This window comes from Streptomyces sp. NPDC054872, from assembly GCF_053610705.1.
Genome location: NZ_JBSGYY010000056.1, coordinates 22,586 through 45,115 on the forward strand (window position 1 = coordinate 22,586; position 22,530 = coordinate 45,115).

The 22,530-nt window shown below is 71.3% G+C and carries 23 protein-coding genes; 17 read left to right on the top strand and 6 right to left on the bottom strand.

The window, feature by feature from the left end:
* Positions 1–4: 4 nt before the first annotated feature.
* Positions 5–1,339: an allantoinase AllB gene (gene allB / locus ACWGIH_RS40500; RefSeq protein ID WP_453446558.1), complete on the bottom strand. Its 1,335-nt coding sequence runs from the start codon at positions 1,337–1,339 to the stop codon at positions 5–7.
* A 395-nt stretch (positions 1,340–1,734) separates the two neighbouring features.
* Here allB and ACWGIH_RS40505 point away from each other — a divergent pair, with 395 nt between their 5' ends.
* Together ACWGIH_RS40505 and ACWGIH_RS40510 are read left to right on the top strand one after the other, a co-directional pair.
* Complete coding sequence (locus tag ACWGIH_RS40505) at positions 1,735–2,550, top strand: IclR family transcriptional regulator (RefSeq protein ID WP_363209632.1); 816 nt, start codon at positions 1,735–1,737, stop codon at positions 2,548–2,550.
* Positions 2,551–2,640: 90 nt separating this feature from the next.
* Positions 2,641–3,921 carry a low temperature requirement protein A gene (locus ACWGIH_RS40510; protein ID WP_453446560.1) on the top strand — a complete coding sequence of 427 codons (1,281 nt, stop codon included), beginning with the start codon at positions 2,641–2,643 and terminating at the stop codon, positions 3,919–3,921.
* Here ACWGIH_RS40510 and ACWGIH_RS40515 read toward each other — a convergent pair.
* Positions 3,918–4,571: a response regulator gene (locus ACWGIH_RS40515; RefSeq protein WP_453446562.1), complete on the bottom strand. Its 654-nt coding sequence runs from the start codon at positions 4,569–4,571 to the stop codon at positions 3,918–3,920. The two genes, ACWGIH_RS40510 and ACWGIH_RS40515, sit on opposite strands and share 4 nt — an antisense overlap.
* Entirely contained in the window at positions 4,568–5,770 is a 1,203-nt protein-coding gene (locus ACWGIH_RS40520) for a sensor histidine kinase (protein ID WP_453446703.1), read from the bottom strand. The genes ACWGIH_RS40515 and ACWGIH_RS40520 overlap by 4 nt, the downstream gene beginning before the upstream one ends.
* 165 nt (positions 5,771–5,935) lie before the next feature.
* On the opposite strand from ACWGIH_RS40520, the gene ACWGIH_RS40525 reads away from it, so the two are divergent.
* On the top strand, positions 5,936–7,021 hold the full coding sequence (locus tag ACWGIH_RS40525; protein WP_453446564.1) for an ABC transporter permease: 1,086 nt from the start codon (positions 5,936–5,938) through the stop codon (positions 7,019–7,021).
* A complete protein-coding gene (locus tag ACWGIH_RS40530) occupies positions 7,018–7,722 on the top strand; it encodes an ABC transporter ATP-binding protein (RefSeq protein ID WP_453446566.1) in 705 nt (234 codons plus the stop codon). The genes ACWGIH_RS40525 and ACWGIH_RS40530 overlap by 4 nt, the downstream gene beginning before the upstream one ends.
* 29 nt (positions 7,723–7,751) lie before the next feature.
* On the opposite strand, the gene ACWGIH_RS40535 is transcribed toward ACWGIH_RS40530, so the two are convergent.
* Positions 7,752–8,039, bottom strand: a complete 288-nt coding sequence (locus tag ACWGIH_RS40535; protein WP_453446704.1) for a DUF5955 family protein — start codon at positions 8,037–8,039, stop codon at positions 7,752–7,754.
* A gap of 246 nt (positions 8,040–8,285) precedes the next feature.
* Here ACWGIH_RS40535 and ACWGIH_RS40540 point away from each other — a divergent pair, with 246 nt between their 5' ends.
* Together ACWGIH_RS40540 and aceB are read left to right on the top strand one after the other, a co-directional pair.
* Positions 8,286–8,879, top strand: a complete 594-nt coding sequence (locus ACWGIH_RS40540; RefSeq protein ID WP_453446568.1) for a nucleotidyltransferase family protein — start codon at positions 8,286–8,288, stop codon at positions 8,877–8,879.
* A gap of 226 nt (positions 8,880–9,105) precedes the next feature.
* Positions 9,106–10,725 (top strand): malate synthase A, encoded by a 1,620-nt coding sequence (aceB, locus tag ACWGIH_RS40545; RefSeq protein ID WP_453446570.1) that lies wholly within the window; start codon positions 9,106–9,108, stop codon positions 10,723–10,725.
* 109 nt (positions 10,726–10,834) lie between these two features.
* On the opposite strand, the gene ACWGIH_RS40550 is transcribed toward aceB, so the two are convergent.
* Entirely contained in the window at positions 10,835–11,740 is a 906-nt protein-coding gene (locus ACWGIH_RS40550; protein ID WP_453446572.1) for a HipA family kinase, read from the bottom strand.
* Between the two features lie 52 nt (positions 11,741–11,792).
* On the bottom strand, positions 11,793–12,437 hold the full coding sequence (locus tag ACWGIH_RS40555) for a winged helix-turn-helix transcriptional regulator (RefSeq protein ID WP_453446574.1): 645 nt from the start codon (positions 12,435–12,437) through the stop codon (positions 11,793–11,795).
* An 84-nt stretch (positions 12,438–12,521) separates the two neighbouring features.
* On the opposite strand from ACWGIH_RS40555, the gene ACWGIH_RS40560 reads away from it, so the two are divergent.
* The 11 genes from ACWGIH_RS40560 (at position 12,522) to ACWGIH_RS40610 (ending at position 22,342) form a co-directional block, all read left to right on the top strand.
* The gene (locus tag ACWGIH_RS40560) at positions 12,522–13,733 is read left to right on the top strand and encodes a pyridoxal phosphate-dependent aminotransferase (RefSeq protein ID WP_453446576.1); all 1,212 of its coding nucleotides are present in this window, start codon (positions 12,522–12,524) and stop codon (positions 13,731–13,733) included.
* Positions 13,734–13,764: 31 nt separating this feature from the next.
* Positions 13,765–14,373 (top strand): C39 family peptidase, encoded by a 609-nt coding sequence (locus ACWGIH_RS40565; RefSeq protein ID WP_453446577.1) that lies wholly within the window; start codon positions 13,765–13,767, stop codon positions 14,371–14,373.
* Positions 14,374–14,408: 35 nt separating this feature from the next.
* Positions 14,409–15,635: an FAD-dependent monooxygenase gene (locus ACWGIH_RS40570; RefSeq protein WP_453446706.1), complete on the top strand. Its 1,227-nt coding sequence runs from the start codon at positions 14,409–14,411 to the stop codon at positions 15,633–15,635.
* Between the two features lie 81 nt (positions 15,636–15,716).
* Positions 15,717–17,036 (top strand): VWA domain-containing protein, encoded by a 1,320-nt coding sequence (locus ACWGIH_RS40575; RefSeq protein ID WP_453446579.1) that lies wholly within the window; start codon positions 15,717–15,719, stop codon positions 17,034–17,036.
* Entirely contained in the window at positions 17,036–17,830 is a 795-nt protein-coding gene (locus tag ACWGIH_RS40580; RefSeq protein WP_453446581.1) for a hypothetical protein, read from the top strand. Before ACWGIH_RS40575 ends, ACWGIH_RS40580 begins: the two co-directional genes overlap by 1 nt.
* Positions 17,831–17,929: 99 nt before the next feature.
* Positions 17,930–18,523 (top strand): histidine phosphatase family protein, encoded by a 594-nt coding sequence (locus ACWGIH_RS40585; RefSeq protein WP_453446583.1) that lies wholly within the window; start codon positions 17,930–17,932, stop codon positions 18,521–18,523.
* Between the two features lie 53 nt (positions 18,524–18,576).
* Entirely contained in the window at positions 18,577–19,161 is a 585-nt protein-coding gene (locus tag ACWGIH_RS40590) for a TerD family protein (RefSeq protein ID WP_453446585.1), read from the top strand.
* Positions 19,162–19,281: 120 nt separating this feature from the next.
* Positions 19,282–20,187: a TIGR03619 family F420-dependent LLM class oxidoreductase gene (locus ACWGIH_RS40595; RefSeq protein ID WP_453446587.1), complete on the top strand. Its 906-nt coding sequence runs from the start codon at positions 19,282–19,284 to the stop codon at positions 20,185–20,187.
* 97 nt (positions 20,188–20,284) lie between these two features.
* Positions 20,285–20,941, top strand: a complete 657-nt coding sequence (locus tag ACWGIH_RS40600) for a hypothetical protein (protein ID WP_453446588.1) — start codon at positions 20,285–20,287, stop codon at positions 20,939–20,941.
* A gap of 53 nt (positions 20,942–20,994) precedes the next feature.
* The gene (locus ACWGIH_RS40605) at positions 20,995–21,417 is read left to right on the top strand and encodes an acyl-CoA thioesterase (protein WP_453446590.1); all 423 of its coding nucleotides are present in this window, start codon (positions 20,995–20,997) and stop codon (positions 21,415–21,417) included.
* 112 nt (positions 21,418–21,529) lie between these two features.
* Positions 21,530–22,342: an SAM-dependent methyltransferase gene (locus ACWGIH_RS40610; protein WP_453446592.1), complete on the top strand. Its 813-nt coding sequence runs from the start codon at positions 21,530–21,532 to the stop codon at positions 22,340–22,342.
* Positions 22,343–22,530: the final 188 nt, after the last annotated feature.

Here is a 22,530-nt window from a genome sequence, read left to right on the forward strand (position 1 = left end):
GTGATCAGTTCTTCCTTTCCAGAAGTCGGCCTGCGGGTTCGCTGAACTCGCCGCCGTGCAGGATGCGTTCGCCGCGCAGCCAGGTGGACTTCACGACGCCGCTGAGGGTCTTGCCCGCGTACGCCGTGACTCGGTTCCGGTGCTGCAGCTCCGCGGGGTCCACGGTGAAGGTCTCGTCGGGCGCGAGGACCGCGAAGTCGGCGTCGCGGCCGGCCTCGATGGCGCCCTTCTGGTCGAGTCCGACCAGTTCGGAGGTGCGCGTCGACATCCAGCGCACCACGTCCTCGAGGCTGTGGCCGCGCTTGCGGGCCTCGGTCCAGATGGCGGGGAGGCTCAGCTGGAGCCCGGAGATGCCGCCCCACGCGGTCGCGAAGTCGTCGGTCTTGAGGTCGGCGGTGGACGGCGAGTGGTCCGTCACGATGCAGTCGATGGTGCCGTCGGCGAGCGCGTCCCAGAGCAGGTCCTGGTTGGCGGCCTCGCGAATGGGCGGGCAGCACTTGAACTCGCTCGCGCCGTCCGGGACTTCCTCCGCGGTGAGCGTGAGGTAGTGCGGGCACGTCTCGACGGTGAGCTTGACGCCCTCGCGCTTGGCGGCGGCGATCAGGGGCAGCGCGTCCGACGACGACAGGTGCAGTACGTGGACCCGCGCGCCGAGCCGCTTGGCGAGCCCGATGAGGCCCTCGATCGCGACGTCCTCGGAGACGCGCGGCCGGGTCTGGAGGTAGTCCGTGTACTTGGGGCCGCTCTTGTGCGGGGCGGCGTCCAGCTCGTGGGGGTCCTCGGCGTGCACGATCAGCAGCCCGCCGAACCCGGCGATCTCCGCCATGGAGGTGGCGAGGCGGTCCTGGTCCAGGTGCGGGAACTCGTCCACGCCGGACGGCGAGAGGAAGCACTTGAAGCCGTAGACACCGGCGTCGTGCAGGGGCTTGAGGTCGCCGACGTTGTCGGGCAGCGCGCCGCCCCAGAAGCCGACGTCGATGTGCGCCTTGGTGCGGGCCACGTCCTGCTTGGTGCGCAGGTTGCCGACGGTGGTGGTCGGCGGCAGGGAGTTGAGCGGCATGTCGACGAGGGTGGTGATGCCACCGGCGGCCGCGGCACGGGTGGCGGTCCAGAAGCCCTCCCACTCCGTGCGGCCCGGGTCGTTCACATGGACGTGCGTGTCGACGAGTCCGGGCAGCAGGACGTCGTCCCCGAAGTCCTCGACCCTGGCCCCCGCCGGTACCTCGGCGTCGTGTGCGAGCACGGCCGCGATCTTCCCCCCGGAGACCGTGACCGACGCGGCGCGGGTTCCCTGCGGGGTGATCACGCGGGTCGAGCGCAGCACCAGTTCTACGTCCACGTCCTCAACGCCCTCTCTTCGCTTCTCTGCTGTTGCTTGTCTGTTCGTTCTTCTGTTCGTTCTTTTCCGCTACACAGACCATTCGTTTCCGCTAAACGGAATTCAACGTTCTGTTGAATGAGTCTTCACGGCCGACCCCGAACCGTCAAGAGGCCATCCAGAGCACACTGGACGTTTCCACAAAGTGGAATTAGAATTCCGCAGGACAGAACGTAGCTACGCACAACCGGCCCGTCAAACGATCACCGGGCGTGACAGCGGAGAAGCGGACAAAGGCTCCCCGACCGGTCCCTGGACGGCCCTGACCGGCGATGACGCCAGGGCCGCAGAGGGACCTCGCGAAGAACCGCCCGGTAGGCTGCTGCCTTGCCCGTCAGCCCCGAAAGGACTGCGCCGTGCCGACGTCAAGCGCCAGCGACGCCTCCACCGAAGTCGCCGCCTCCAAGCCGCCCGCTGCCAGCGGTGGTGTCCAGTCCCTCGAGCGCGCCTTCGACCTCCTCGAACGGATGGCGGACGCCGGTGGCGAGGTCGGTCTGAGCGAGCTCTCCGCGAGCAGCGGCCTCCCGCTGCCCACCATCCACCGCCTAATGCGCACACTGGTGGCCTGCGGCTACGTACGCCAGCAGCCCAACCGCCGCTACTCCCTCGGCCCACGTCTGATCCGCCTCGGCGAGTCGGCGTCCCGCCTCCTCGGCACCTGGGCGCGCCCCTATCTCGCGCGCCTGGTCGAGGAGACCGGCGAGACCGCGAACATGGCGCTGCTCGACGGCGACGAGATCGTGTACGTCGCCCAAGTGCCGTCCAAGCACTCCATGCGCATGTTCACCGAGGTGGGCCGCCGGGTCCTGCCCCACTCCACGGGCGTCGGCAAGGCCCTCCTCGCCCACACCCCGCCGGACGAGGTGCGCGCGCTCCTCGCCCGCACCGGGATGCCCGCCGCCACCGAGAAGACGATCACCACCCCGGAAGGCTTCCTCGACGCGCTCGAGGTGGTCCGCGGCGCGGGCTACGCGGTCGACGACAACGAACAGGAGATCGGGGTGCGCTGCCTGGCGGTGTCGGTCCCCAACTCCCCCACGGCGGCCGCCATCTCGATCTCCGGCCCGGCGGGCCGCGTGACCGAGGCCGCGGTGGAGAAGATCGTTCCGGTGCTGCAGGAGGTGGCGGTGGAGCTGTCCGCCGCGCTGGCCAGCTCGGGTCCGGCTGCCTAGCCCGGCCGGACAACCCCCACCGGGCAGCTCCTGGATGCTTCCGCGCGGCGTCCGCCTGCCCGCGATACCGGGTCGGGCATCATGCCGCGCATGAGTGACTCCGCAGCACCCAGCGCCGCCGGCCGGAGCGGTCTCGCGCACCGCCTGGTACCGATGACCGGCCGTGACCCGGAGGAACACGGCCGGGTCGCCTCACCCCTTGAGCTGCTGTTCGACCTGACCTTCGTGGTCGCCGTCGGCACCGCGGCATCCCAGTTCGCCGAGATGCTCGCCGAGGGCCACGCCACCCGGGCGATCCTCGCGTTCCTGCTCGCGATGTTCGCCATCTGCGTCGCCTGGATCAGCTTCAGCTGGTTCGCCTCCGCCTTCGCCACCGACGACTGGCTCTACCGCGCCCTGACGATGCTGCAGATGATCGGCGTCGTGGTGTTCTCCCTCGGGCTCCCCGCGATGTTCCACTCCCTCGACGCGGGCGACCACCTCGAACTGCGGGCCATGGTGATCGGCTACGTCGTGATGCGGATCGCGATGGTGGCACAGTGGTGGCGGGCGAGCCGGGACTCCCCTTCCTTCCACAAGGTCGGGACGGCCAACATCCGCTGGACCATGATCGCCCAGGCCGGGTGGATCGTCGTCGGCTTCACCGAGCTGCCGCTCGCCGCCGTGCTGGCCGCGTTCGTCGTGCTCGGGGTGCTGGAACTCGCGCTGCCGCTCCTCACCCAGGGCCGCGCGGGAGGTACCCCCTGGCACCCCCACCATGTCGCCGAACGCTACGGCCTGTTCGCCATCATCACCCTCGGCGAAGGAGTCGTCGGCACCATCGCCTCGTCGGGCGAACTCCTGGGCGGCGCGGACGGAACACAGTGGGGCGCGAACGCCGTCGCCGTCGTCGTCGCCGGAGTCGGCCTGACCTTCGGCATGTGGTGGGTGTACTTCGCCACCCCCTTCGGCGACATCCTCACCCACCGCCGCAACCGCGGATACCTCTTCGGCTACGGACACATCCCCCTCTACATCGGCATCGCCGGAGCGGGGGCGGGACTCCACGTGGCAGGGCTGCACCTGGAACACCACACGAAGATCAGCGACGCCGCCGTGGTCCTGTCCCTGGCCCTCCCCGTCGGCCTCTACCTGCTGATGGTCTATCTCCTGCACACCCTGCTGCTCTCCTCCGTGGACCGCTTCCACCTGCTGCTCATCGGCCTCACGCTCGCCGTGCTCGCCGTGGCGGTACTGCTGTCGGCGGCCGGTGTCGCGATCGCGGTGTGCCTGCTCGTCGTCATGCTCGCCCCCTTCGTCACCGTGCTCGGCTACGAGACGGTCGGCCACCGGCACCAGCGGCACATGCTGGAGAACATCTCGGGCACCTAGGCCGTGCCGCCCCGGATCAGCCCACGCCCCGTCGCCACCGCGACCGCAGCGGTGCGCGAGTCGACGCCCAACTTCCCGTAGATGTGCACCAGATGGGACTTCACGGTGGCCTGACTCAAGAAGAGACGCTTGCTGATCTGCAGGTTGGACAACCCCTCCCGCACCAGCCTGAGCACCTCCAACTCGCGCCCGGTCAGCGCCTCCCCGGGCGCCCGCATCCGGTCCATCAGCCGATGGGCGATGGCGGGAGCGAGCGCGGACTGCCCCGCGGCCGCGGTCCGTACCGCCGCGGCCAGTTCCTCGGGCGGCGCGTCCTTCAGGAGGTATCCGGCGGCCCCCGCCTCGACCGCGGCGAGGATGTCGGCGTCCGTGTCGTACGTCGTCAGGACGAGCACCCGCGGCGCCCCGGGCTCGGCGGTGATCGCGGCCGTGGCCCGCGCCCCGTGCAGACCCGTCCCGAACTGAAGGTCCATCAGGACGACGTCGAACCCGCCGGTGGCGGCGAGCGTCACCGCCGCCTCGGCCGTCGCCGTCTCCCCCGCGACGGTGAAATCGGGCTCGGTGTCGAGCACGGCACGCAGTCCGGCGCGGACGACGGGGTGATCGTCCGCGAGCAGCAGCCGGATGGGCTCCGGCGCCCCGGCGCTCACCGTGCGGCCCCCGTCGGAAGCGGCAGGGTGACCGCGACGGCCGTCCCCTGGCCCGGCGCCGACTCCACGCTCAGCGTCCCGCCGAGGGACCGGGCGCGCGCCCGCATCGCGGGCAGCCCGAAGCCCCCGTCGTCCCCGCCCGTCCCGCTCTGCCGGTGTGTGGACGCCGGATCGAAGCCCCGTCCGTCGTCGACGACGTCGAGGGACACCGAGGTGTCCATGAAGCTGAGCGTGATCTCGGCGCGGTCCGCGCCCGCGTGCCGGACGGTGTTCGCGAGGGCGGACTGTGCGGTGCGGAGCAGGGCCACCTCGTACGGGGTCGGCAGCTCGGTGGGCGTGCCGCTCACCGTGAACTGGACGTGCACGTCGGAGCCGGGCGACGCGGACGCGGAAAGCCGTTCGAGGGCTCCGGCCAGGGAGCCGTGGTCCAGGTCGGGCGGGCTGAGGGCGCGCACGAAGCGCCGCGCCTCCGCGAGGTTGTCCTGTGCGGCGGCGCGGGCCTGTTCGATGTGCGGCGCGGCGGGTGACCCCGCGGGCAGCGCGCGTTGGGCGGCCCGCAGCAGGAGCTGGATGGAGGAGAGGCCCTGCGCGAGCGTGTCGTGGATCTCGCGGGCGAGGCGCTCGCGCTCGGCGAGGGTGCCCGCGGTCCGCTCGGCGGCGGCGAGCTCCGCCCGCGTGGCCACGAGCTCGTCGATCAGCCGGCGGCGCCGCTCGCTCTCCCGGTACAGCGCCTCGTACCCGAGGACGGTGGCGACCGCCATGGCCGCGCCGAGCAGCGGTCCGATGAAGCTGCCGGGCGACAGCGGTGAGCCGTGCGCCACGAAGCCGACGATGGCGGCGGCGGCGGTCAGTGCGACGGCGGGCAGGGCCCAGCGCACGGGCAGCAGGTGCAGTTGCAGGAAGTACAGGGGGAAGGCCGTCCACAGCCCGTCCGGCGACAGGACGAGCAGCGCCACCCAGCTCAGGCCGAGCGCGCCGAGCCACACCGCCGCCGCCCGCTGCGACCGGGCCACGGCCGGGCTGAGCGTGCCCGCCGCGTAGACGCAGCCCATGCCGACCACGGCCGCCACGACAGCCCCGGTGTCCGGCGCGCCGTCGGCCAGGGCCCGCACGGCGGCGAGCGCGAGCAGTCCCGCGAGCAGCGCGTGCAGGCAGATGCGCAGGACGAGGGCGACGGGGGTGGGCCTGCGTGGCCCCACGGGGGGCTTCGGCGCTTCGGAGGTGTTCATCGGACCTTCCAGCGTATGCGGAGCCGCCCCGAGGCCCCTCAACCAAAAGGTTGATCGTGGGCTCCCCCCTTCGATTCGGGTGAAGCGTGCTGTGGCGCGATGCCCCGGGCGGGTGCGCGGAAGCAGGGTGGGGGCATGTTCGTCGCATGGAGAGACCTTCGGTTCGCCAAGGGGCGGTTCGCCCTGATGGGAGCCGTCGTCGTACTCATCACTCTGCTCGTGGGGCTCCTTTCCGGCCTCACCGCCGGGCTCGCCAGGGAGAACACCTCCGCGATCACCGGCCTCCCGGCCGACCACCTCGCGTTCGCCGCGCCACCATCCGGCCAGTCCGCCTCCTTCACCGGTTCCCAACTGGAACAGCAGGCCTGGGAGAGGTGGGCGGCGCAACCAGGCGTACGGTCCGCGCGGCCGATCGGCATCAGCACCCTCAACGCCACCGCGGGCGACCGCTCGGCCGCCGTGTCCGCGTTCGGCGTCGAGCCGGACTCCGGGATCGCGCCGGCCGGCGTCGCGCCGGGCGAGGCCGTGCTCTCGGAGAAGGCCGCGGCGGATCTCGGCGTCGGCGCCGGGGACAGGGTGCGGCTGGGCGCGAGCCGGGTCGAGGAGCGGGTCGCGCGGGTCGCGTCGGACGCCTCGTACAGCCACACCCCTGTCGTATGGACCGCGCTCGACGACTGGCAGGGGCTCGGCCACCGGGGTACGTCGCCGCACGAGCAGGCCACGGTCATCGCGCTGCGGACCGGCGGCGGGGTCGATCTCGCGGCCGGGGACAAGGCGGCGGGCACGGAGACGAGGTCGCTCGAAGGCGCGCTCACGGCCATCGGCTCCTATCAGGCGGAGAACGGTTCGCTGCAGCTCATGCGCGGCTTCCTCTTCGTCATCTCCGCGCTCGTCATAGGAGCGTTCTTCACCGTGTGGACCATCCAACGCGCGGGTGACATCGCGGTGTTGAAGGCGCTGGGCGCTTCGACGCCGTATCTGCTCAGGGACGCGCTCGGGCAGGCCGTGCTGATGCTGGCCGCCGGGACGGCCCTGGGGACGGGGATCGCGGCGGTGGTCGGTTCCGCGATCAGTGGCGGGGACGTCCCGTTCGTGCTCGATCCGCCGACCGTGCTGTGGCCCGCCGCCGTGATGATCGCCCTCGGGGCTCTGGGCGCGGGCCTGTCCGTCCGGCGGATCACCGCCGTGGACCCGCTGACCGCGCTGGGGAGTGCCCGATGAGTCTGTTCCTCGAAGACATCACGCTGACGTACCCGGACGGCGAGGGACGCCTCACGGCGCTCGACGGCGTCGGCCTCGACGTCCCCGCCGGGACGCTGACGGCGGTCGTCGGCCCGTCGGGCTCCGGGAAGTCCAGCCTGCTGGCGGTCGCGGCGACGCTGGTCACTCCCGATCGGGGGCGGGTGGTGGTCGACGGTACGGCGACGGGGTCCCTGTCGGCAGCCGAGCGCGCGGAGTTGCGGCGGCGGAGGATGGGGATCGTCTTCCAGCAGCCGAACCTCCTGGCGTCGCTGACGGCGCTGGAGCAGGTGGAGCTGATGGCGCGCCTGGACGGGCACGGACGTTCACGCGAAGTCCGCGAGCGGGCCCGGGAGCTTCTGGACACCGTCGGCCTGGGGGACCTCGCGCATCGCCGCCCGCACCAGTTGTCGGGCGGGCAGCGCCAACGGGTCGGCATCGCGAGGGCGCTGATGAACGCGCCCGCGGTGCTCCTGGTGGACGAGCCGACGAGCGCGCTGGACCACGAGCGGGGAGCGGCGGTCCTGGACCTCCTCGGACGCCTCACGCGCGAGTGGAGGACGGCGACGATCCTGGTCACCCACGACCGAGCACGCCTGACCGTCGCCGACCGGGTGGTGGAGCTGGTGGACGGCAGGGTGCAGGGGCTTGAGGACGAACTCAGCCGAGCCGATGCTCGCTGACGCCCGCCCGCCCGACCGCGGAGGAAGCGCTAGCGGGGGCCCGGGTCCCCGAAGAGCTCGACCGCTCCCCTGACCGCGGCGAGCCCCGAGGTCAGCGCGCTGACCGAGCCGATCGCGCCCGCGATGAGGAGCAGCGAGCGTCGCAGTCTCGGCACCTCCGGCCGTCCGCTCCGGGCCATCGCGGCCAGCGCCGCGAGCTCGTCCTCGGCGATGCCCCGGTCGGGGAACTCGGCCGGATGCGCGGCGAGCTCACGGCGCAGTCGCGACACCGCCGTGTCCAACTCCGCGACTCGCGGATCCTCATCGCTGCCGGTCACTCGCCTCTGCCCCATGCTCCGCAACACAGCTCTCCCCCTCGCACGCTGTCGTGCGTACGTACTCGTTCGCCACTTGCCGGCCCCGAACGGCGTTGGTCAGACGCCAGGGGACCGCGGGCAAGTAAACGCCACGAGAAGCAGGACGCGCCACTTTATGGCCGGAACACACCGCATCCGGCCTCGGGAGGCCGTGTGAGGCCCCCCGGCTGCCGGGACTGTGCGGACGGCGTGCGGTATGCAGGAGCCATGACGAATCCGATGATCACCGGACTTCTCCTCGCCGCGGGTGGCGGGCGACGCCTCGGCGGCCGGCCGAAAGCGCTTCTCGACCACCAGGGGCGGCCCCTCGTGGAGCACGCGGTCCGCGTGCTGCGCGAGGGCGGCTGCACGCGCGTGCACGTGGTGCTCGGCGCGGACGCCGATGTCGTACGCGCGAAAGCCTCGCTCCCCGGCTGTGTGCTGATCGACAACCCCGACTGGGGGGAGGGGATGGGTTCGTCCCTGCGGGCCGGGATCGCCTCCCTCCGCGACAGCGGGTCCGACGCCGCCCTCGTCTCCCTCGTCGACCAGCCGGGCATCGGCCCCGCCGCGGTGGCCCGCGTGTACGCCGCCTACCGCTCGCCCGCCACCCTCGCCGCCGCCGCGTACGACGGCGAGCGCGGGCACCCGGTGCTCTTCGGCTCGGACCACTGGGCGGGCATCGCGTCGAGCGCGGTCGGTGACCGCGGGGCTCGCGCCTATCTGAAGGAACACGCGGGAGAAATCACCCACGTCGAGTGCGCGGACGTGGCCCGCGCGTACGACATCGACACACCCGCCGACCTGATCCACCTTGAGTGACCGGCATGGCACTCAGCGACACGTTCTGTCGATGAAGAGAATCTCGACGTCAACAGACGATTGAACTTCCACTATGAGGAAACTAGTATCCACTGTTCAGAAGCACCCGTTCCCTCATGTGGGGTCCACGGCCGTATCTCGGCTCCTGTGGCACTGAGTGTCACTGCGAAGGCCCGGCGGCCGCCGCGGCACCACCTGTGAAGCTCGCTGAAGGAAGTGACAGCTCATGTCCGCACCAGCGCAGTCCCCGCTGGCCATCGTCGACGCGGAGCCTCTGCCGCGGCAGGAGGAGGTCCTCACCGACGCGGCCCTCGCCTTTGTGGCCGAGCTGCACCGGCTCTTCACGCCCCGCCGTGACGAGCTCCTCACCCGCCGCTCCGAGCGCCGCGCCGAGATCGCCCGCACCTCCACGCTCGACTTCCTCCCCGAGACGGCCGCCATCCGCGCGGACGACTCCTGGAAGGTGGCCCCGGCTCCGGACGCCCTGAACGACCGCCGCGTCGAGATCACCGGGCCGACCGACCGCAAGATGACCATCAACGCCCTGAACTCGGGCGCCAAGGTCTGGCTCGCGGACTTCGAGGACGCCTCGGCGCCCACCTGGGAGAACGTGATCCTGGGCCAGCTCAACCTCACCGACGCCTACGAGCGCCGCATCGACTTCACCGACGACCGCAGCGGCAAGTCGTACTCCCTCAAGGACGCCGGAGAGCTCGCCACCGTCGTCATGCGCCCGCGCGGCTGGCACCTGGACGAGCGCCACCTGCAGTTCGAGGGCACCCCGATCCCCGGCGCGCTCGTCGACTTCGGCCTGTACTTCTTCCACAACGCCAAGCGCCTCATCGAGCTCGGCAAGGGCCCGTACTTCTACCTCCCGAAGACGGAGTCGTACCTGGAGGCCCGCCTCTGGAACGACATCTTCGTCTTCGCCCAGGACTACGTCGGCGTCCCGCAGGGCACCGTCCGCGCCACGGTCCTCATCGAAACGATCACGGCCGCGTACGAGATGGAGGAGATCCTCTACGAGCTCCGCGACCACGCGTCGGGCCTGAACGCAGGCCGCTGGGACTACCTCTTCTCCATCGTCAAGAACTTCCGTGACGGCGGCTCGAAGTTCGTCCTGCCGGACCGCAACCTCGTGACGATGACCGCCCCCTTCATGCGGGCGTACACCGAACTCCTCGTCCGCACCTGCCACAAGCGCGGCGCGCACGCGATCGGCGGCATGGCCGCGTTCATCCCGTCCCGCAAGGACGCCGAGGTGAACAAGGTCGCGTTCGAGAAGGTCAAGAACGACAAGGACCGCGAGGCCGGCGACGGCTTCGACGGCTCCTGGGTCGCGCACCCGGACCTGGTCCCGATCGCGATGAAGTCGTTCGACGCGGTGCTGGGCGACAAGCCCAACCAGAAGGACCGCCTGCGCGAGGACGTCAAGGTCGCCCCCGGCGATCTGATCGCCATCGACTCGCTCGACGCGAAGCCCACGTACGACGGCCTGGTCAACGCCGTCCAGGTCGGCATCCGCTACATCGAGGCGTGGCTGCGGGGCCTCGGCGCCGTCGCCATCTTCAACCTCATGGAGGACGCGGCCACCGCCGAGATCTCGCGTTCGCAGATCTGGCAGTGGATCAACGCGGGCGTCGTCTTCGAGAACGGCAAGACCGCCACCGCCGACCTGGCCCGCGAGGTCGCCGCCGCCGAACTGGCCGCGATCCGCGCCGAGATCGGCGAGGAGGCCTTCACGGCGGGCAAGTGGCAGCAGGCCCACGACCTCCTCCTCCAGGTCTCCCTGGACGCGGACTACGCGGACTTCCTCACCCTCCCGGCGTACGAGCAGCTGCGCTGATCTCCGTGCGCAGAGCATGACCAAGCCCCCGGCACCGCACAGCGCCGGGGGCTCAGTCGTGCCCGTAGGGGCGCGGGGAACTGCGCGCCCAGCCACAACCGGTCCGCAGTCAACCGATATGCCGCGACCAATCCTGCTCAGCCGCGGGCTCCCCGTGCAGGTCAGGGACCCGCTTCAGCCACGCCGGGCGCCCTTTCTCCGTGGCGGCGGCACGCCTCGCGTCAGCGGCCGCCAGCTCGTCACGGGAGGGGAAATCCGTCGGCAGCCAGACCGCAGAGGCCCTCGCCCGCGCCAGCAGGTAACCGACGTACGCCTCCCGCAGCTCGTCCGGGGACGAGAACCCCGGTTCCTCGGCCAGCCAGGCGTCGGGGACCAGGGAGACGATCTCCCGGAGCGCGGACTCCGTGACCAGCGGCGCAAGCTCCGCGTCGGCGGCCCGCGTGTCCGGCCCGTACCCGCCGAGGGCGTGATGGCGGAAGTCGTACGCCTTGTCCGGCGCCGTCGCGCCCCACCGGTGGTGGAAGACCAGGGCGGCCCCGTGGTCGATGAGCCACAGCCTTGGCCGCTGTAGACCGAACGTGGGCCAGATCATCAGGTTCGAGCTGTGCACCGTGCGGTCGACGTTCGCGGTGAGGGCGTCGAGCCACACCACCTTGCCCGCCTCCAGCGGGTCCACGTCCAGCGCCTCGGGGGTGAAGTCCACGGCGCCCGGCAGCAGGTCCATGCCCAGGTTGAGCCCCGCGCTGGCGTGCAGCAGGTCCTGCACCTCCTGGTGCGGCTCGTCCGCCGCGACCGCCGGGTCGAAGTGGACCAGGACGAGCTCGGGGAAGCGCAGGCCGAGTCGGCGGGCCAGCTCACCGACGATGATCTCGGCGACCAGCGCCTTGCGGCCCTGCGCCGACCCGGTGAACTTCACGACGTACGTCCCCAGGTCGTCGGTCTCGACGACGCCGGGCACGGAGCCCCCGGTCCGCAGCGGGTTCACATACCGGACAGCAGTCACTTCACGCAGCACACCGGCAACTGTATGCGGGGGGCCGCTCCGACCACGATCCGGTTTCGCCGGGTCAGGACGCGCGCAGGGCCTTCGCGAGGACGCCCTCGCCGGTCACCTCGATGCGGCCCGCCTTCACCCCTTCGGCGACCGTCAGCGCGCCCCGGCCCACCGCGACGCAGGTCTCCGCGTCAAGGGTGAGGAGGGCGTCGGGGGCTTCGGGGGCGGGCCCGTCGCCGTACGACTCGGCGGCACCTCCCACCCGTACGTGGAACTCCCCCTCGTCCAGGCGGACCTGGACGACCCCTTCCACCCCGAGCCCCGCCAGGACCCGGAGCAGCGGCAGCGCGAACCAGTGGGCGCGGACGGCGTCCGTCGGCGCGCGCTCCTGGAGGGCGGGCGTGCCCCAGGTGGCGAGGGCTTGCAGGACAGGCAGCAACTCACGGCCCCGCTCGGTCAGTTCATAGACGTACGCCGCCGAGGGCGGGGGCAGGCGGTGGCGCGTCGTCAGGCCCTCGCGCTCCATGTCCTTGAGCCGGGACGCCAGGACGTCCGTGCTCACGCCCGGCAGATCGGCGTGCAGGTCGGTGTAGCGGCGGGGGCCGACCAGGAGCTCCCGGACGATCAGCAGGGTCCAGCGGTCACCCACGGCGTCGAGGGCACGGGCGGCCGCGCAGTACTGGTCATAGCTTCGGCGAGTCCTGGGGGCAGGTGGCATGCGACTCAGTCTAAGCAAGTTGTTGGACTTTCCAAGCTCCAGCTTGGTAAAACCAAGTAACTCACGTCACGGGAGGCACAGCGCATGGAGTTCAGGCAGTCCAGCAAGCTCAGCGAGGTCTGTTACGAGATCCGGGGGCCTGTCATCGAGCACGCCAACGCCCTGGAGGAGGCGGGCCACAGCGTCCTGCGCCTGAACACCGGCAACCCGGCGCTCTTCGGCTTCGAGGCGCCCGAGGAGATCGTCCAGGACATGATCCGGATGCTCCCCCAGGCGCACGGCTACACGGACTCGCGCGGCATCCTCTCGGCCCGCCGGGCCGTCGCCCAGCGCTACCAGGCGCTCGGCCTCGACGAGGTCTCCGTGGACGACGTCTTCCTCGGCAACGGCGTCTCCGAGCTGGTCACGATGGCCGTCCAGGCTCTCCTGGAGGACGGCGACGAAGTCCTCATCCCGGCCCCGGACTTCCCGCTGTGGACCGCCGTGACGACCCTCTCCGGGGGCAAGGCCGTCCACTACACGTGCGACGAGTCCGCGGACTGGTACCCGGACCTGGACGACATGGCGTCGAAGATCACCGACCGGACCAAGGCCGTCGTGATCATCAACCCGAACAACCCCACGGGCGCCGTCTATCCCAAGGAGATCCTGGAAGGAATCCTCGATCTCGCGCGCCGCCACGGCCTGATGGTCTTCGCCGACGAGATCTACGACCAGATCCTGTACGACGACGCCGTGCACCACAGCGTCGCCGCGCTCGCCCCCGACCTCGTCGTCCTGACCTTCTGCGGTCTGTCGAAGACGTACCGCGTCGCGGGCTTCCGGTCCGGCTGGCTGGTCGTCACGGGTCCGCAGCAGCACGCGAAGAGCTACCTGGAGGGCCTGACGATGCTCGCCTCCATGCGCCTGTGCCCGAACGCCCCCGCCCAGTACGCCATCCAGGCCGCGCTCGGCGGCCGGCAGTCCATCCGCGAGCTCACCGTGCCGGGCGGCAGGCTGTACGAGCAGCGTGACATGGCATGGCGGAAACTGAACGAGATCCCCGGTGTCTCGTGCGTGAAGCCCAAGGGCGCCCTTTACGCCTTCGCGCGCCTCGACCCCAAGATCCACCCCATCCACGACGACGAGAAGTTCGTCCTCGACCTGCTGCTCCAGGAGAAGATCCAGGTCGTCCAGGGCACGGGCTTCAACTGGCCGCGCCCCGACCACTTCCGCATCCTGACGCTCCCTTACGCTGACGACCTCGACGCGGCCATCAGCCGCATCGGCCGCTTCCTCAGCGGCTACCGCCAGTGACGCGGTGCCGCCACCAGACGACGGGGGTCGTGTGTTTCTCTGTCCAGCCTGCCGGGTCCCTTCCCTGACACAGTTCGCATCGCCCGACCTCGTCGGACCCATCGTGTACGGCGCGTTCGACCGCGCGGCCGACCCCGCCTGGGCGGAGTCGGGCGCCGCCACCCTCGACGACTACGCGCGCTGGTGCGGCCATCTGTGCGGCCTGACTTGCCTGCGGATGGCGCTCGGCCCGTCCGCGCCGTCGCTGTTCGAGCTGCGGGACGGCGCGCTGAAGTACGGCGCGTACACCGAGGATGCCGACGGCACGATCCGGGGGCTGATCTACGCGCCGTTCGCGGAGTACGTACGCGACGTGCACGGCGTCGACGCCACGGTCCACCGGCACCTCACGGTGGAGGAGATCACCGGCCTGCTCGACGAGGGTCGCTCGGTCATGGTCTCGGTGCACTACGAGATCCGCCGCCCGCACCGGCCCTCGCCCGGCCGGGGCGGTCACCTGGTGCTCGTCACGGGGCGTTCCGCGGACGGCGGTCTGCATCTGCACAACCCGTCCGGGATCGACGCCGGGACGCGGACGGCTGACATGTCACTTTCGGACTTCGAACCGTTCTTCGCCGGACGCGGGGTGTCCCTGCACTGACACCCGGTCACCCTTGCTGCCAGGATGGCGCGATGATGCGTGGAGGCAGGGTCGCCGTCGTGGGCGGGAGCATCGCCGGATGCGCCGCCGCACTCGCCGCGTACCGCGGTGGCGCCGCGGAGATCACCGTGTACGAACGGGCGGCGGAGCGGCTGGCGGACCGCGGGGTCGGGCTCGCGGTGCACAACTCGCGGTACGCGGAGCTTGATTCCGCCGGATATCTGGACGCGGACATGCCGTGGGTGCAGTTGGAGCGGCGCCGCTGGTACGTGCGGGACGGATCGGCGGCCGGGCCGCTCGGGCACGAGATCGGGGCGATGCCGTTCGCCTTCCGTACGTATAACTGGGGCCCGCTATGGCGTGAGTTGCGCGGCCGCGTGCCCGAGTCCGTGGCCTACCGTCCGGGCGTGGCGGTGGACGAGGTGCGGCCGGGCAAGGACGGCGCCGAGGTGGTCACCGCCGACGGCACCGAGCGCTTCGACCTCGTGATCGGCGCCGACGGCTACCGCTCCGTGGTCCGTGCGGGGGCGTTCGCCGGGGTACGTCCCGCGTACGCCGGCTACCTCGCCTGGCGCGGCGCCTTCCCGGCCGACCGGCTGCCGGACCCGGGGCTGTGGGCTCAGGAGGACTGCGCGTACGTCGTCTTCCCCGGCGGCCATGTCATCGTCTACCGCATCCCCGACGGAGTCGGCGGGCACCGGGTCAACTGGGTCCTCTACACGGCACCGCCGCCGGGCCTCGACCTGGGGCTCGGCCTCGACCTGCGGCTCACCGCCCCCACCAGCCTGCCGCCCGGCGGGCTCACGGAGGCCCTCGCCTCGCATCTCACGTACGTGTGCGACGCGTTGCTGCCTCCCTACTGGGGCGATCTCATCCGTACGACCGCCCCCGACGAGCTCTTCCTCCAGCCGATGTACGACTACACGGCGCCCCGCTACACCATGGGCCGCGTGCTGCTTGCGGGCGACGCGGCCACCGTCGCCCGGCCGCACACGGGGGCGGGCGCCGTCAAGGCGCTGCAGGACGCGACGGTCCTGGAGTCCGCCTTCGCCACGGCCACGACCTGGGCGGACGCGCTCGACACGTACGACACCGACCGCGGCGTCGCCGGTGCCGCGATGGTCGATCTGGGGCGGCGCCTCGGCCGCGCGCTCGTCGAGGAGACACCGCCGTGGCACACGATGGACCAGACGGCCCTGGAGACGTGGTGGAAGCAGGCCGACGGGGGCGGGGCGTTCGGGGGCCGTGAGCTGAGGCGGTGAACCGAGGCCTGGCCGAGGCGGTGAAGGGTCATACCCATCCGCCGGTTTGGGTATGCAGGCCAAGATCAATAAGATCCGGCGATGATCACAAGACATCGGTCGGCGGCCGGGGCCTTCGCCCTGCTCGCCGCCTTGACCGCCGGGCTCGGCGCGGCGGGGCCCGCCGCGGCCTCCTCCGCCGGTGACGACGAACCCGCACACCCCTCGCCCAAGGTCGAACTCGTCCTCGACGTCAGCGGTTCGATGCGCGCCCGCGACATCGACGGCAAGTCCCGGATGGCGGCGGCGAAGCAGGCGTTCAACGAGGTGCTCGACGCCACCCCGGACGAAGTGCAGCTCGGCATACGGACGTTGGGGGCCAACTACCACGGCGACGACCGCAAGACGGGGTGCAAGGACACCGAGCTCCTCTACCCGGTGGCGGAGCTCGACCGCGCCGGACGCACCGACGCGAAGACCGCGGTGGCCACGCTCGCGCCCACCGGCTGGACGCCGATCGGCCCCACGCTCCTGAAGGCCGCCGACGACCTCAAGGACGACAACAAGGAGCGCAGCCGCCGCATCGTCCTCATCTCCGACGGCGAGGACACCTGTCAGCCCCTCGACCCGTGCGAGGTGGCCCGCAAGATCTCCGCCGAGGGCATCCATCTCACGGTCGATACGCTCGGACTGGTGCCGGACGCCAAGACCCGCGACCAGCTGAGCTGCATCGCGGAGGCCACCGGCGGGACGTACACCTCGGTGCGGCACACCGATGAACTCTCGGGCCGTGTGAAGCAGTTGGTGGACCGCGCGGCGGACCCCGTCGCCACCCCGGTGGCCACGGAGGGCACCGACCGGTGCACCGACGCCCCGCAGCTGAAGGCGGGCGTCTACACCGACCGCGAGAAGTTCGGCGAGCACCGCTGGTACCGCGTCGACGTCGAGCCCGGCCAGGAGCTGCGTGCCTCCGTCAGCGTCGGCGCCGACCGCGCGGTGAACAGGGACTACGGGGTGCTGCTTCGGGCCTCGACCGTGCACGGTCGCGAGATCGTGCGGGGCTCCGAGGCGGGCGACGGGCGTACGGACGTGATCTCGACCGGCCTGCGCTATCCGAAGCCGGAGAGCGCCGACGACGCCGACGAGGCGACCGACGGGAAGAGCGGGCCCGCCGCCGAGACCGTGTGTCTCCAGGTCAGCAACTCCTACTCGGCGCCGTCCTCGGTGAAGACGACCCCGGGCCTGCCCGTCGAGCTCGCCGTCGATCTGGTGGACGGGCCCGACGAGGCGACGGACGTGGCGTCCTTCGGCCTGGGCAACGGCTGGTGGCTGCTCGGCGTGCTGATCCTCACCGGCTTCGTCGCCGGTCTGGTCTGGGGCTGGCTCTCGCGCTGGCGCTTCGCGGTCTGGAGGACCAACTGATGCGTACGACACGTGTGGTGAGCCGGGCCGGCGTACTGGCCGGTGCCGCCCTCATCGCCCTGGCCGGGGCGGCCGGTGCGGCGTTCGCCGCAGGTTCCGACGGCGGAGACGACAAGTCCGCCGCGCCCACCGAGGCCGGTACGTCCTTCCGTACGGCGACACCGGTCCAGGTGGACCAGGAGGCGACGGCGGAGGCGTCCACCGGCGACTACCTGTACTGGTCGTTCCCCGCTGACATCGGACAGCGCCCCACCGTGCAAGCCACGGTGAAGCTGCCCGAGGACGCCGCCAGGAACGGTGACTCCACCTGGCGGGTCGACGTGTACGACGGGCTGCGGCGCCGCCAGGCGTGCCGGTTCGGCGCGCAGACGAAGACGGTCGCGCAGGAGGCCGCCACGGTCGAGCTGTCCTGCACGCTGCGCACCGTGCGCGCGTCGGCCGAGCCGTGGGCCAATGATCCGCTGCCCGGCACGTACTACGCGCGCCTGACCGTCACCGGTCTCAAGGCGGACGACCTGGGTCTTCCGATGCGGGCCGCGACGAAGGTGACGTCGACCGACGCGGGCGGTGCGCAGGCGGTGGACGGCTCGCTGGCGAAGCCCTTGGTGCCGGGGATCAGCACGGGGACGGCGGCGGAGTCCGGTGAGCCGGAGGACGGCTGGGCGTCGGCCTGGTGGTCGTCCCGCTGGCTGTGGACCGCGGGCGGTGGCGTGCTCGGCGCCCTCGCGGGCGTCGGGGGTTACTGCCTGACGCGCGGCTCGGGCCGCCCGGCGCGGGTGCCCGCGGGGATCTAGTCTCGGGGGTGGCCGGACCGGGCCTTTCGCCGGACCGGCCACCCCCCGCAGACCCTGACAGACCCCTGACAGACCCCGACAGACAGGAAGTTCCGCACCATGGGTGACCTGCTCCTCGTCCGGCACGGCGAGACCGAGTGGTCGATGAACGGCCGGCACACCAGTTGGACGGACATCCCGCTCACCGAGAACGGCAGGGAACAGGCGCGCGGGCTCGCACCGCTGGTGGGGCGGTTCCGGATCGGGGCGGCGTTCACGAGTCCCAGGAAGCGGGCCAGGGAGACGGCGGAGCTGGCCGGGTTCCCGGACGCCCGGGTGGACCCCGACCTGGGCGAGTGGGACTACGGGGCGTACGAGGGGGTCACGACGGTGGAGATCCACCGCACCCGCCCCGACTGGTACCTGTTCACGGACGGAGTGGCCCCGGGCCCGGCCGAGCATCCCGGTGAGACCCCGGAGCAGATCGGCGAGCGGGCCGACCGGATGCTGGCGAAGGTCGACGCGGCGCTGGCCAACTACGAGAGCAGCGTGGTCCTTTTCGCGCACTCCCACTTCCTGCGCGTACTGACGGCACGGCGCCTCGGACTGCCGGTGTCGGGCGGGGCGTTGTTCCAGTTGGCGACGGGGACGGTCTGCCGTCTCAGCACGGAGCACGGCCGCCCAGTGGTGGCGAGCTGGAACATTCGTCCGTAAAACCAGGCACACTCTGTCCCATATAGCTCACTCACCACCAAGAAGGATCGCGAATGATCACGCTCAAGAAGGAAGACGGACCGGCGGATCTGGGCGGCGTGACCCGTCTGTCCATAGGTGTGTCGTGGGACCCCACCGTCGGCAGCAGCGGTGGGGTCCTTGGGAAGCTGCGGCAGAAGGCCGGCACCGACCTCGACCTGATCGCCATCGCGATGGCGGGGGCGGACCCGGTGCGGCTCGCGGGCCTCGACTCGCTGGACCCGCTGGGCAACGGCTCGCTGGTGCACAGCGGCGACAACCAGACCGGCAAGGGTGACGGCGACGACGAGACGGTGACCGTCGAGTTCGAGCGCGTGCCGGACAACATCACGTCCATCGTGTTCGTCGCCGCCGCGTACAAGAAGCGCAGCGCCTTCCAGAACGCGCGCAACATCAGCTTCAAGGTGTACGACGCCACGGGCGGCAGCACCCAGCAGGTCGCCGACATCTGGCCGAGCCTGCTCACGAACGACAACGGCTGCGCCGTGGCCAAGGCGGTCCGGGAGGCCGGCGCCTGGAAGCTCCAGGTCATCAACGAGACCGGCAAGATCAAGCAGGGCGACGAGCAGGCCCTGATGCGCTTCGCCATGAGCAAGTAGCGGGAGCGGCAGGTCCAGCGGAGCAACAGCGGTTCCGGGCCGGCCGGTTTCCCCGGCCGGCCCGGACGGGTCCGTGACCCGGTTCGACACACACCCCGAAGATCATCAAGACTTGCCGCCATGCGATACGGCGTGAATCTCCTCAACTTCGGCTCCGGCACCACCCCCGACTCCCTGGTCCGCCAGGCGACCGACGCCCGTGACCTCGGGTTCGGCCTTGCGATGATCTCCGACCACATCACGGTCACCCCCGACGTGCACGCGGTCTATCCGGCCCCCTTCTACGACCAGTTCGTGCTCGCCGCGCATCTCGCGGGCCGCGTACCGGGGCTGCGGCTCGGCACGACGATCACCGTCATCCCCTACCGCCACCCGCTGCAGACCGCCCGCCTCGCCGCCAACATCGACCAGCTCAACGACGCCGGCTTCATCCTGGGCGCCGGTGTCGGCTGGTCCCGCGCCGAGTACGAGGCTCTTGGCGTCCCCTTCGAGGAGCGCGGCGCCATCACCGACGAGTACCTCACCGCGATACGCGCCGCATGGGCCGAGGAGACGTCCTCCTTCCAGGGCCGGTACGTCTCCTACGAGGACATCCGCAACGCCCCTGCCCCGGCGGCACACCTGCCCGTGTGGGTCGGCGGCAACTCCCCCGCCGCCCAGCGCCGCGCGGCCCGCCTCGGCGAGGGCTGGCACCCGTTCATGCCGAGCCTCGAAGTCCTGCGGACGGCGCTGCCCCGCATCGCGGCGGAGGCCGAGGCCGCCGGGCGCCCCACGCCCGACCTCGTGCCCCGCCTCCAGCTCAAGCTCACCCCGCAGCCGGACACCGCCGACCGCCCCCTCGGGCACGGCAGCCTCGACCAGCTCCGGGCCGACCTGGAGACGCTGGCGGAACTCGGCGCCACGGACGTGCTGCTCGACACGTATCCGGGCACGCCCGGCGAGCGCGGCAGCGCCGACGACGACCGGCGCACGCTCGAACTGGTCGCCGAGAAGGTGGTCGACCTCGCCACGGGCACCCTTCGCTGAGTCGGCATGCCGCGGACATCCGGTGTCCGGCGGCCGTTGTCAGTGGCGCGAGGCACTATCGGAACCAGGCAGCAGGACCTGGGGAAGAGGTGGGCGCATGACGAGGCCTCCGACAGCCGCTCAGCGGCGCATCATCGAGGCCGCCGACCCGGCGACGGGACGGCTGACCGGGAGCGAGGCACAGCTGGCGGGGCTCGTGCGGCAGCGCCTCGCCTTCCGGCACCCCCGTCCTCCGCACGCCTGTTTCCTGACGCCCGCGGGCCATCGCCTGCGGGAAGGCGAACAGGCCTCCGCCGTCGCCGAGGCCCCCGGCCCTCCCCCGCAGGCCCCCGCTCCGTCCGGTCTCTTCGCCGCCCGCACCGGCGCCGAGCCCGCGCCGCCGCCGGATGCGGAAAGACCGGCGGCCCGCGCACGCGACGTACGCAGCGCCTGGGAAGGCCTCCTGGAGATGCGCCGCATGACCAACCCGGACGGCGCGCGGGACCGCCCCTGCGCCTGGGAGCGGACGCATCTGGTGCAGGCCGCCGCGCTGGCCCTGGAGGCGGCGGGCTGTCGCCCCGGGCCCGGCGGCTATCGGGTGGACGCCACTCCGCAGCCCGAGGCCGTCGCCGTGCGCGAGGCGTCGCCGGAGGGCCTGCGGACCTGTGCGAGCGCGCTGGAGGCGGCGGGCTGGCAGGTCAGCGAGCATGCGGAGCGGGCCGGTGGCGCGCGCTACCTCCTCGCCTCGCCCCGCAGAATCCAGGCAGCGAAGTGACCGTGAAAAACCGTTGATCCGCGAAGTACCGAAGAACCGTTGAAGGGAATGTCGTGTCGGAGCCGTTTTCGGTGAGCATCAGCGTCCGTGGGTACGAGACGGACGCGCAGGGCCACCTGAACCAAGCCGTTTTCCTGCAGTACGCCGAGCACGCCCGCTGGTCCGTGCTGCGCGCGGCCGGGATCGAGCAGGCCGATCTGCTCGCCAAGGGGGTGGGGCCCGTCGCCCTGGAGAACACCATCCGTTACTTCGGCGAGCTGCGCGCGGGCGACGAGGTGGAGGTGACCTGTGAGTTCATCTGGGGTGAGCGCAAGACGTTCCGCATCGAGCAGCATGTCCGCAAGGCGGACGGCAGCGAGGCCGCCGAGGTGCAGTCCGTCGGAGGCCTCCTGGACCTGAACGAACGGCGGATGGTGGCCGACCCGCGCGAGTACTTCAGGGCGCTGGCGGACGATCCGAGCGTGCTCGGCCTCTGACCGTCCCCCGGCAGCAGCGGAGTTGAGGGCACACACGGGCGCCGGGAACTAGATTGGCGGGTGATCGTTCTTTCAAGTACCAACCTGGCCCGATCACTTACCGGAGGCCCCTGTGTCGGATCGCGACCCCCAAGCCGACGCCGCCGCGGACATACGCGCGCGCATCGACACCAGCACGCCGCACTCCGCGCGCTTCTGGAACTACTTCGTGGGTGGCAAGGACAACTACGAGAAGGACCGCGAACTGGGCGACCACATCAAGCAGATCCACCCGGGCCTCGTCGACGTGGCGCGCCTGAGCAGGCTCTTCCTCGGCCGCGTGGTCCGGCATCTGGCGGCGGAGCGGGGCATCCGGCAGTTCCTCGACATTGGCACGGGTCTGCCGACCGCCGACAACACGCACGAGGTCGCCCAGCGCGTGGCCCCCGACTCGCGGATCGTGTACGTGGACAACGACCCGCTCGTCCTGGCCCACGCCCGCGCGCTGCTCACCAGCACGCCCGAGGGCGATACCGCGTACATCGACGCCGACCTGTACGCCCCCGAGGCCATCCTGGAGAGCGCGAGCGCGACCCTCGACCTCTCCCGGCCGGTCGCCCTGATGATCCTCAACACCCTTGGCCATGTAGGTGATCACGCGCAGGCGCGCGAGCTGGTGTCCCGGCTCATGGCGGGTCTGCCGTCCGGCAGCTATCTGGTCATCAGCGACAGCACCGCCACCAGCGACGGCATGATCGCGGCGTCGAACGCGTACAACAGGAGCGGCGCGATCCCCTACCACGTCCGCGGTGTCGAGGAGATCGCCGGCTTCTTCGACGGCCTGGAGCTGGTGGACCCCGGAGTCTCGCAGGTCACCCGGTGGCGCCCGGAGTCCGATGACCCGACCCCGGTCGACGCGTACGGCGCGGTGGGCCGCAAGCCGTAGCCTCACCCGCGGCCGTCGAGAATGCGTGTGCATGGGGGCGGACGTGCTCCGCGAGCCCACGGCGGTGTGCGCCCACGGGCTGTTAGACCGATCCAGGTACTTCCCTTGCCTCCCGGTCGGCCGGGCCATTACGGTCCGGCCAGCCGTGAAAATCTACGCGCGTCGCACACCGAGCGAGAGGTCCCTGA

Excerpts from the sequence above, each read along its gene's own strand:
- ACWGIH_RS40570 (WP_453446706.1), top strand. The coding sequence starts at position 14,409 with ATGCGTGGAGGCAGGGTCGCCGTCGTGGGCGGGAGCATCGCCGGATGC.
- ACWGIH_RS40590 (WP_453446585.1), top strand. The coding sequence starts at position 18,577 with ATGATCACGCTCAAGAAGGAAGACGGACCGGCGGATCTGGGCGGCGTG.
- ACWGIH_RS40560 (WP_453446576.1), top strand. The coding sequence starts at position 12,522 with ATGGAGTTCAGGCAGTCCAGCAAGCTCAGCGAGGTCTGTTACGAGATC.
- ACWGIH_RS40540 (WP_453446568.1), top strand. The coding sequence starts at position 8,286 with ATGACGAATCCGATGATCACCGGACTTCTCCTCGCCGCGGGTGGCGGG.
- aceB (WP_453446570.1), top strand. The coding sequence starts at position 9,106 with ATGTCCGCACCAGCGCAGTCCCCGCTGGCCATCGTCGACGCGGAGCCT.
- ACWGIH_RS40525 (WP_453446564.1), top strand. The coding sequence starts at position 5,936 with ATGTTCGTCGCATGGAGAGACCTTCGGTTCGCCAAGGGGCGGTTCGCC.
- ACWGIH_RS40510 (WP_453446560.1), top strand. The coding sequence starts at position 2,641 with ATGAGTGACTCCGCAGCACCCAGCGCCGCCGGCCGGAGCGGTCTCGCG.
- ACWGIH_RS40555 (WP_453446574.1), bottom strand. The coding sequence starts at position 12,437 with ATGCCACCTGCCCCCAGGACTCGCCGAAGCTATGACCAGTACTGCGCG.
- ACWGIH_RS40600 (WP_453446588.1), top strand. The coding sequence starts at position 20,285 with ATGACGAGGCCTCCGACAGCCGCTCAGCGGCGCATCATCGAGGCCGCC.
- ACWGIH_RS40580 (WP_453446581.1), top strand. The coding sequence starts at position 17,036 with ATGCGTACGACACGTGTGGTGAGCCGGGCCGGCGTACTGGCCGGTGCC.
- ACWGIH_RS40575 (WP_453446579.1), top strand. The coding sequence starts at position 15,717 with ATGATCACAAGACATCGGTCGGCGGCCGGGGCCTTCGCCCTGCTCGCC.
- ACWGIH_RS40530 (WP_453446566.1), top strand. The coding sequence starts at position 7,018 with ATGAGTCTGTTCCTCGAAGACATCACGCTGACGTACCCGGACGGCGAG.
- ACWGIH_RS40595 (WP_453446587.1), top strand. The coding sequence starts at position 19,282 with ATGCGATACGGCGTGAATCTCCTCAACTTCGGCTCCGGCACCACCCCC.
- ACWGIH_RS40585 (WP_453446583.1), top strand. The coding sequence starts at position 17,930 with ATGGGTGACCTGCTCCTCGTCCGGCACGGCGAGACCGAGTGGTCGATG.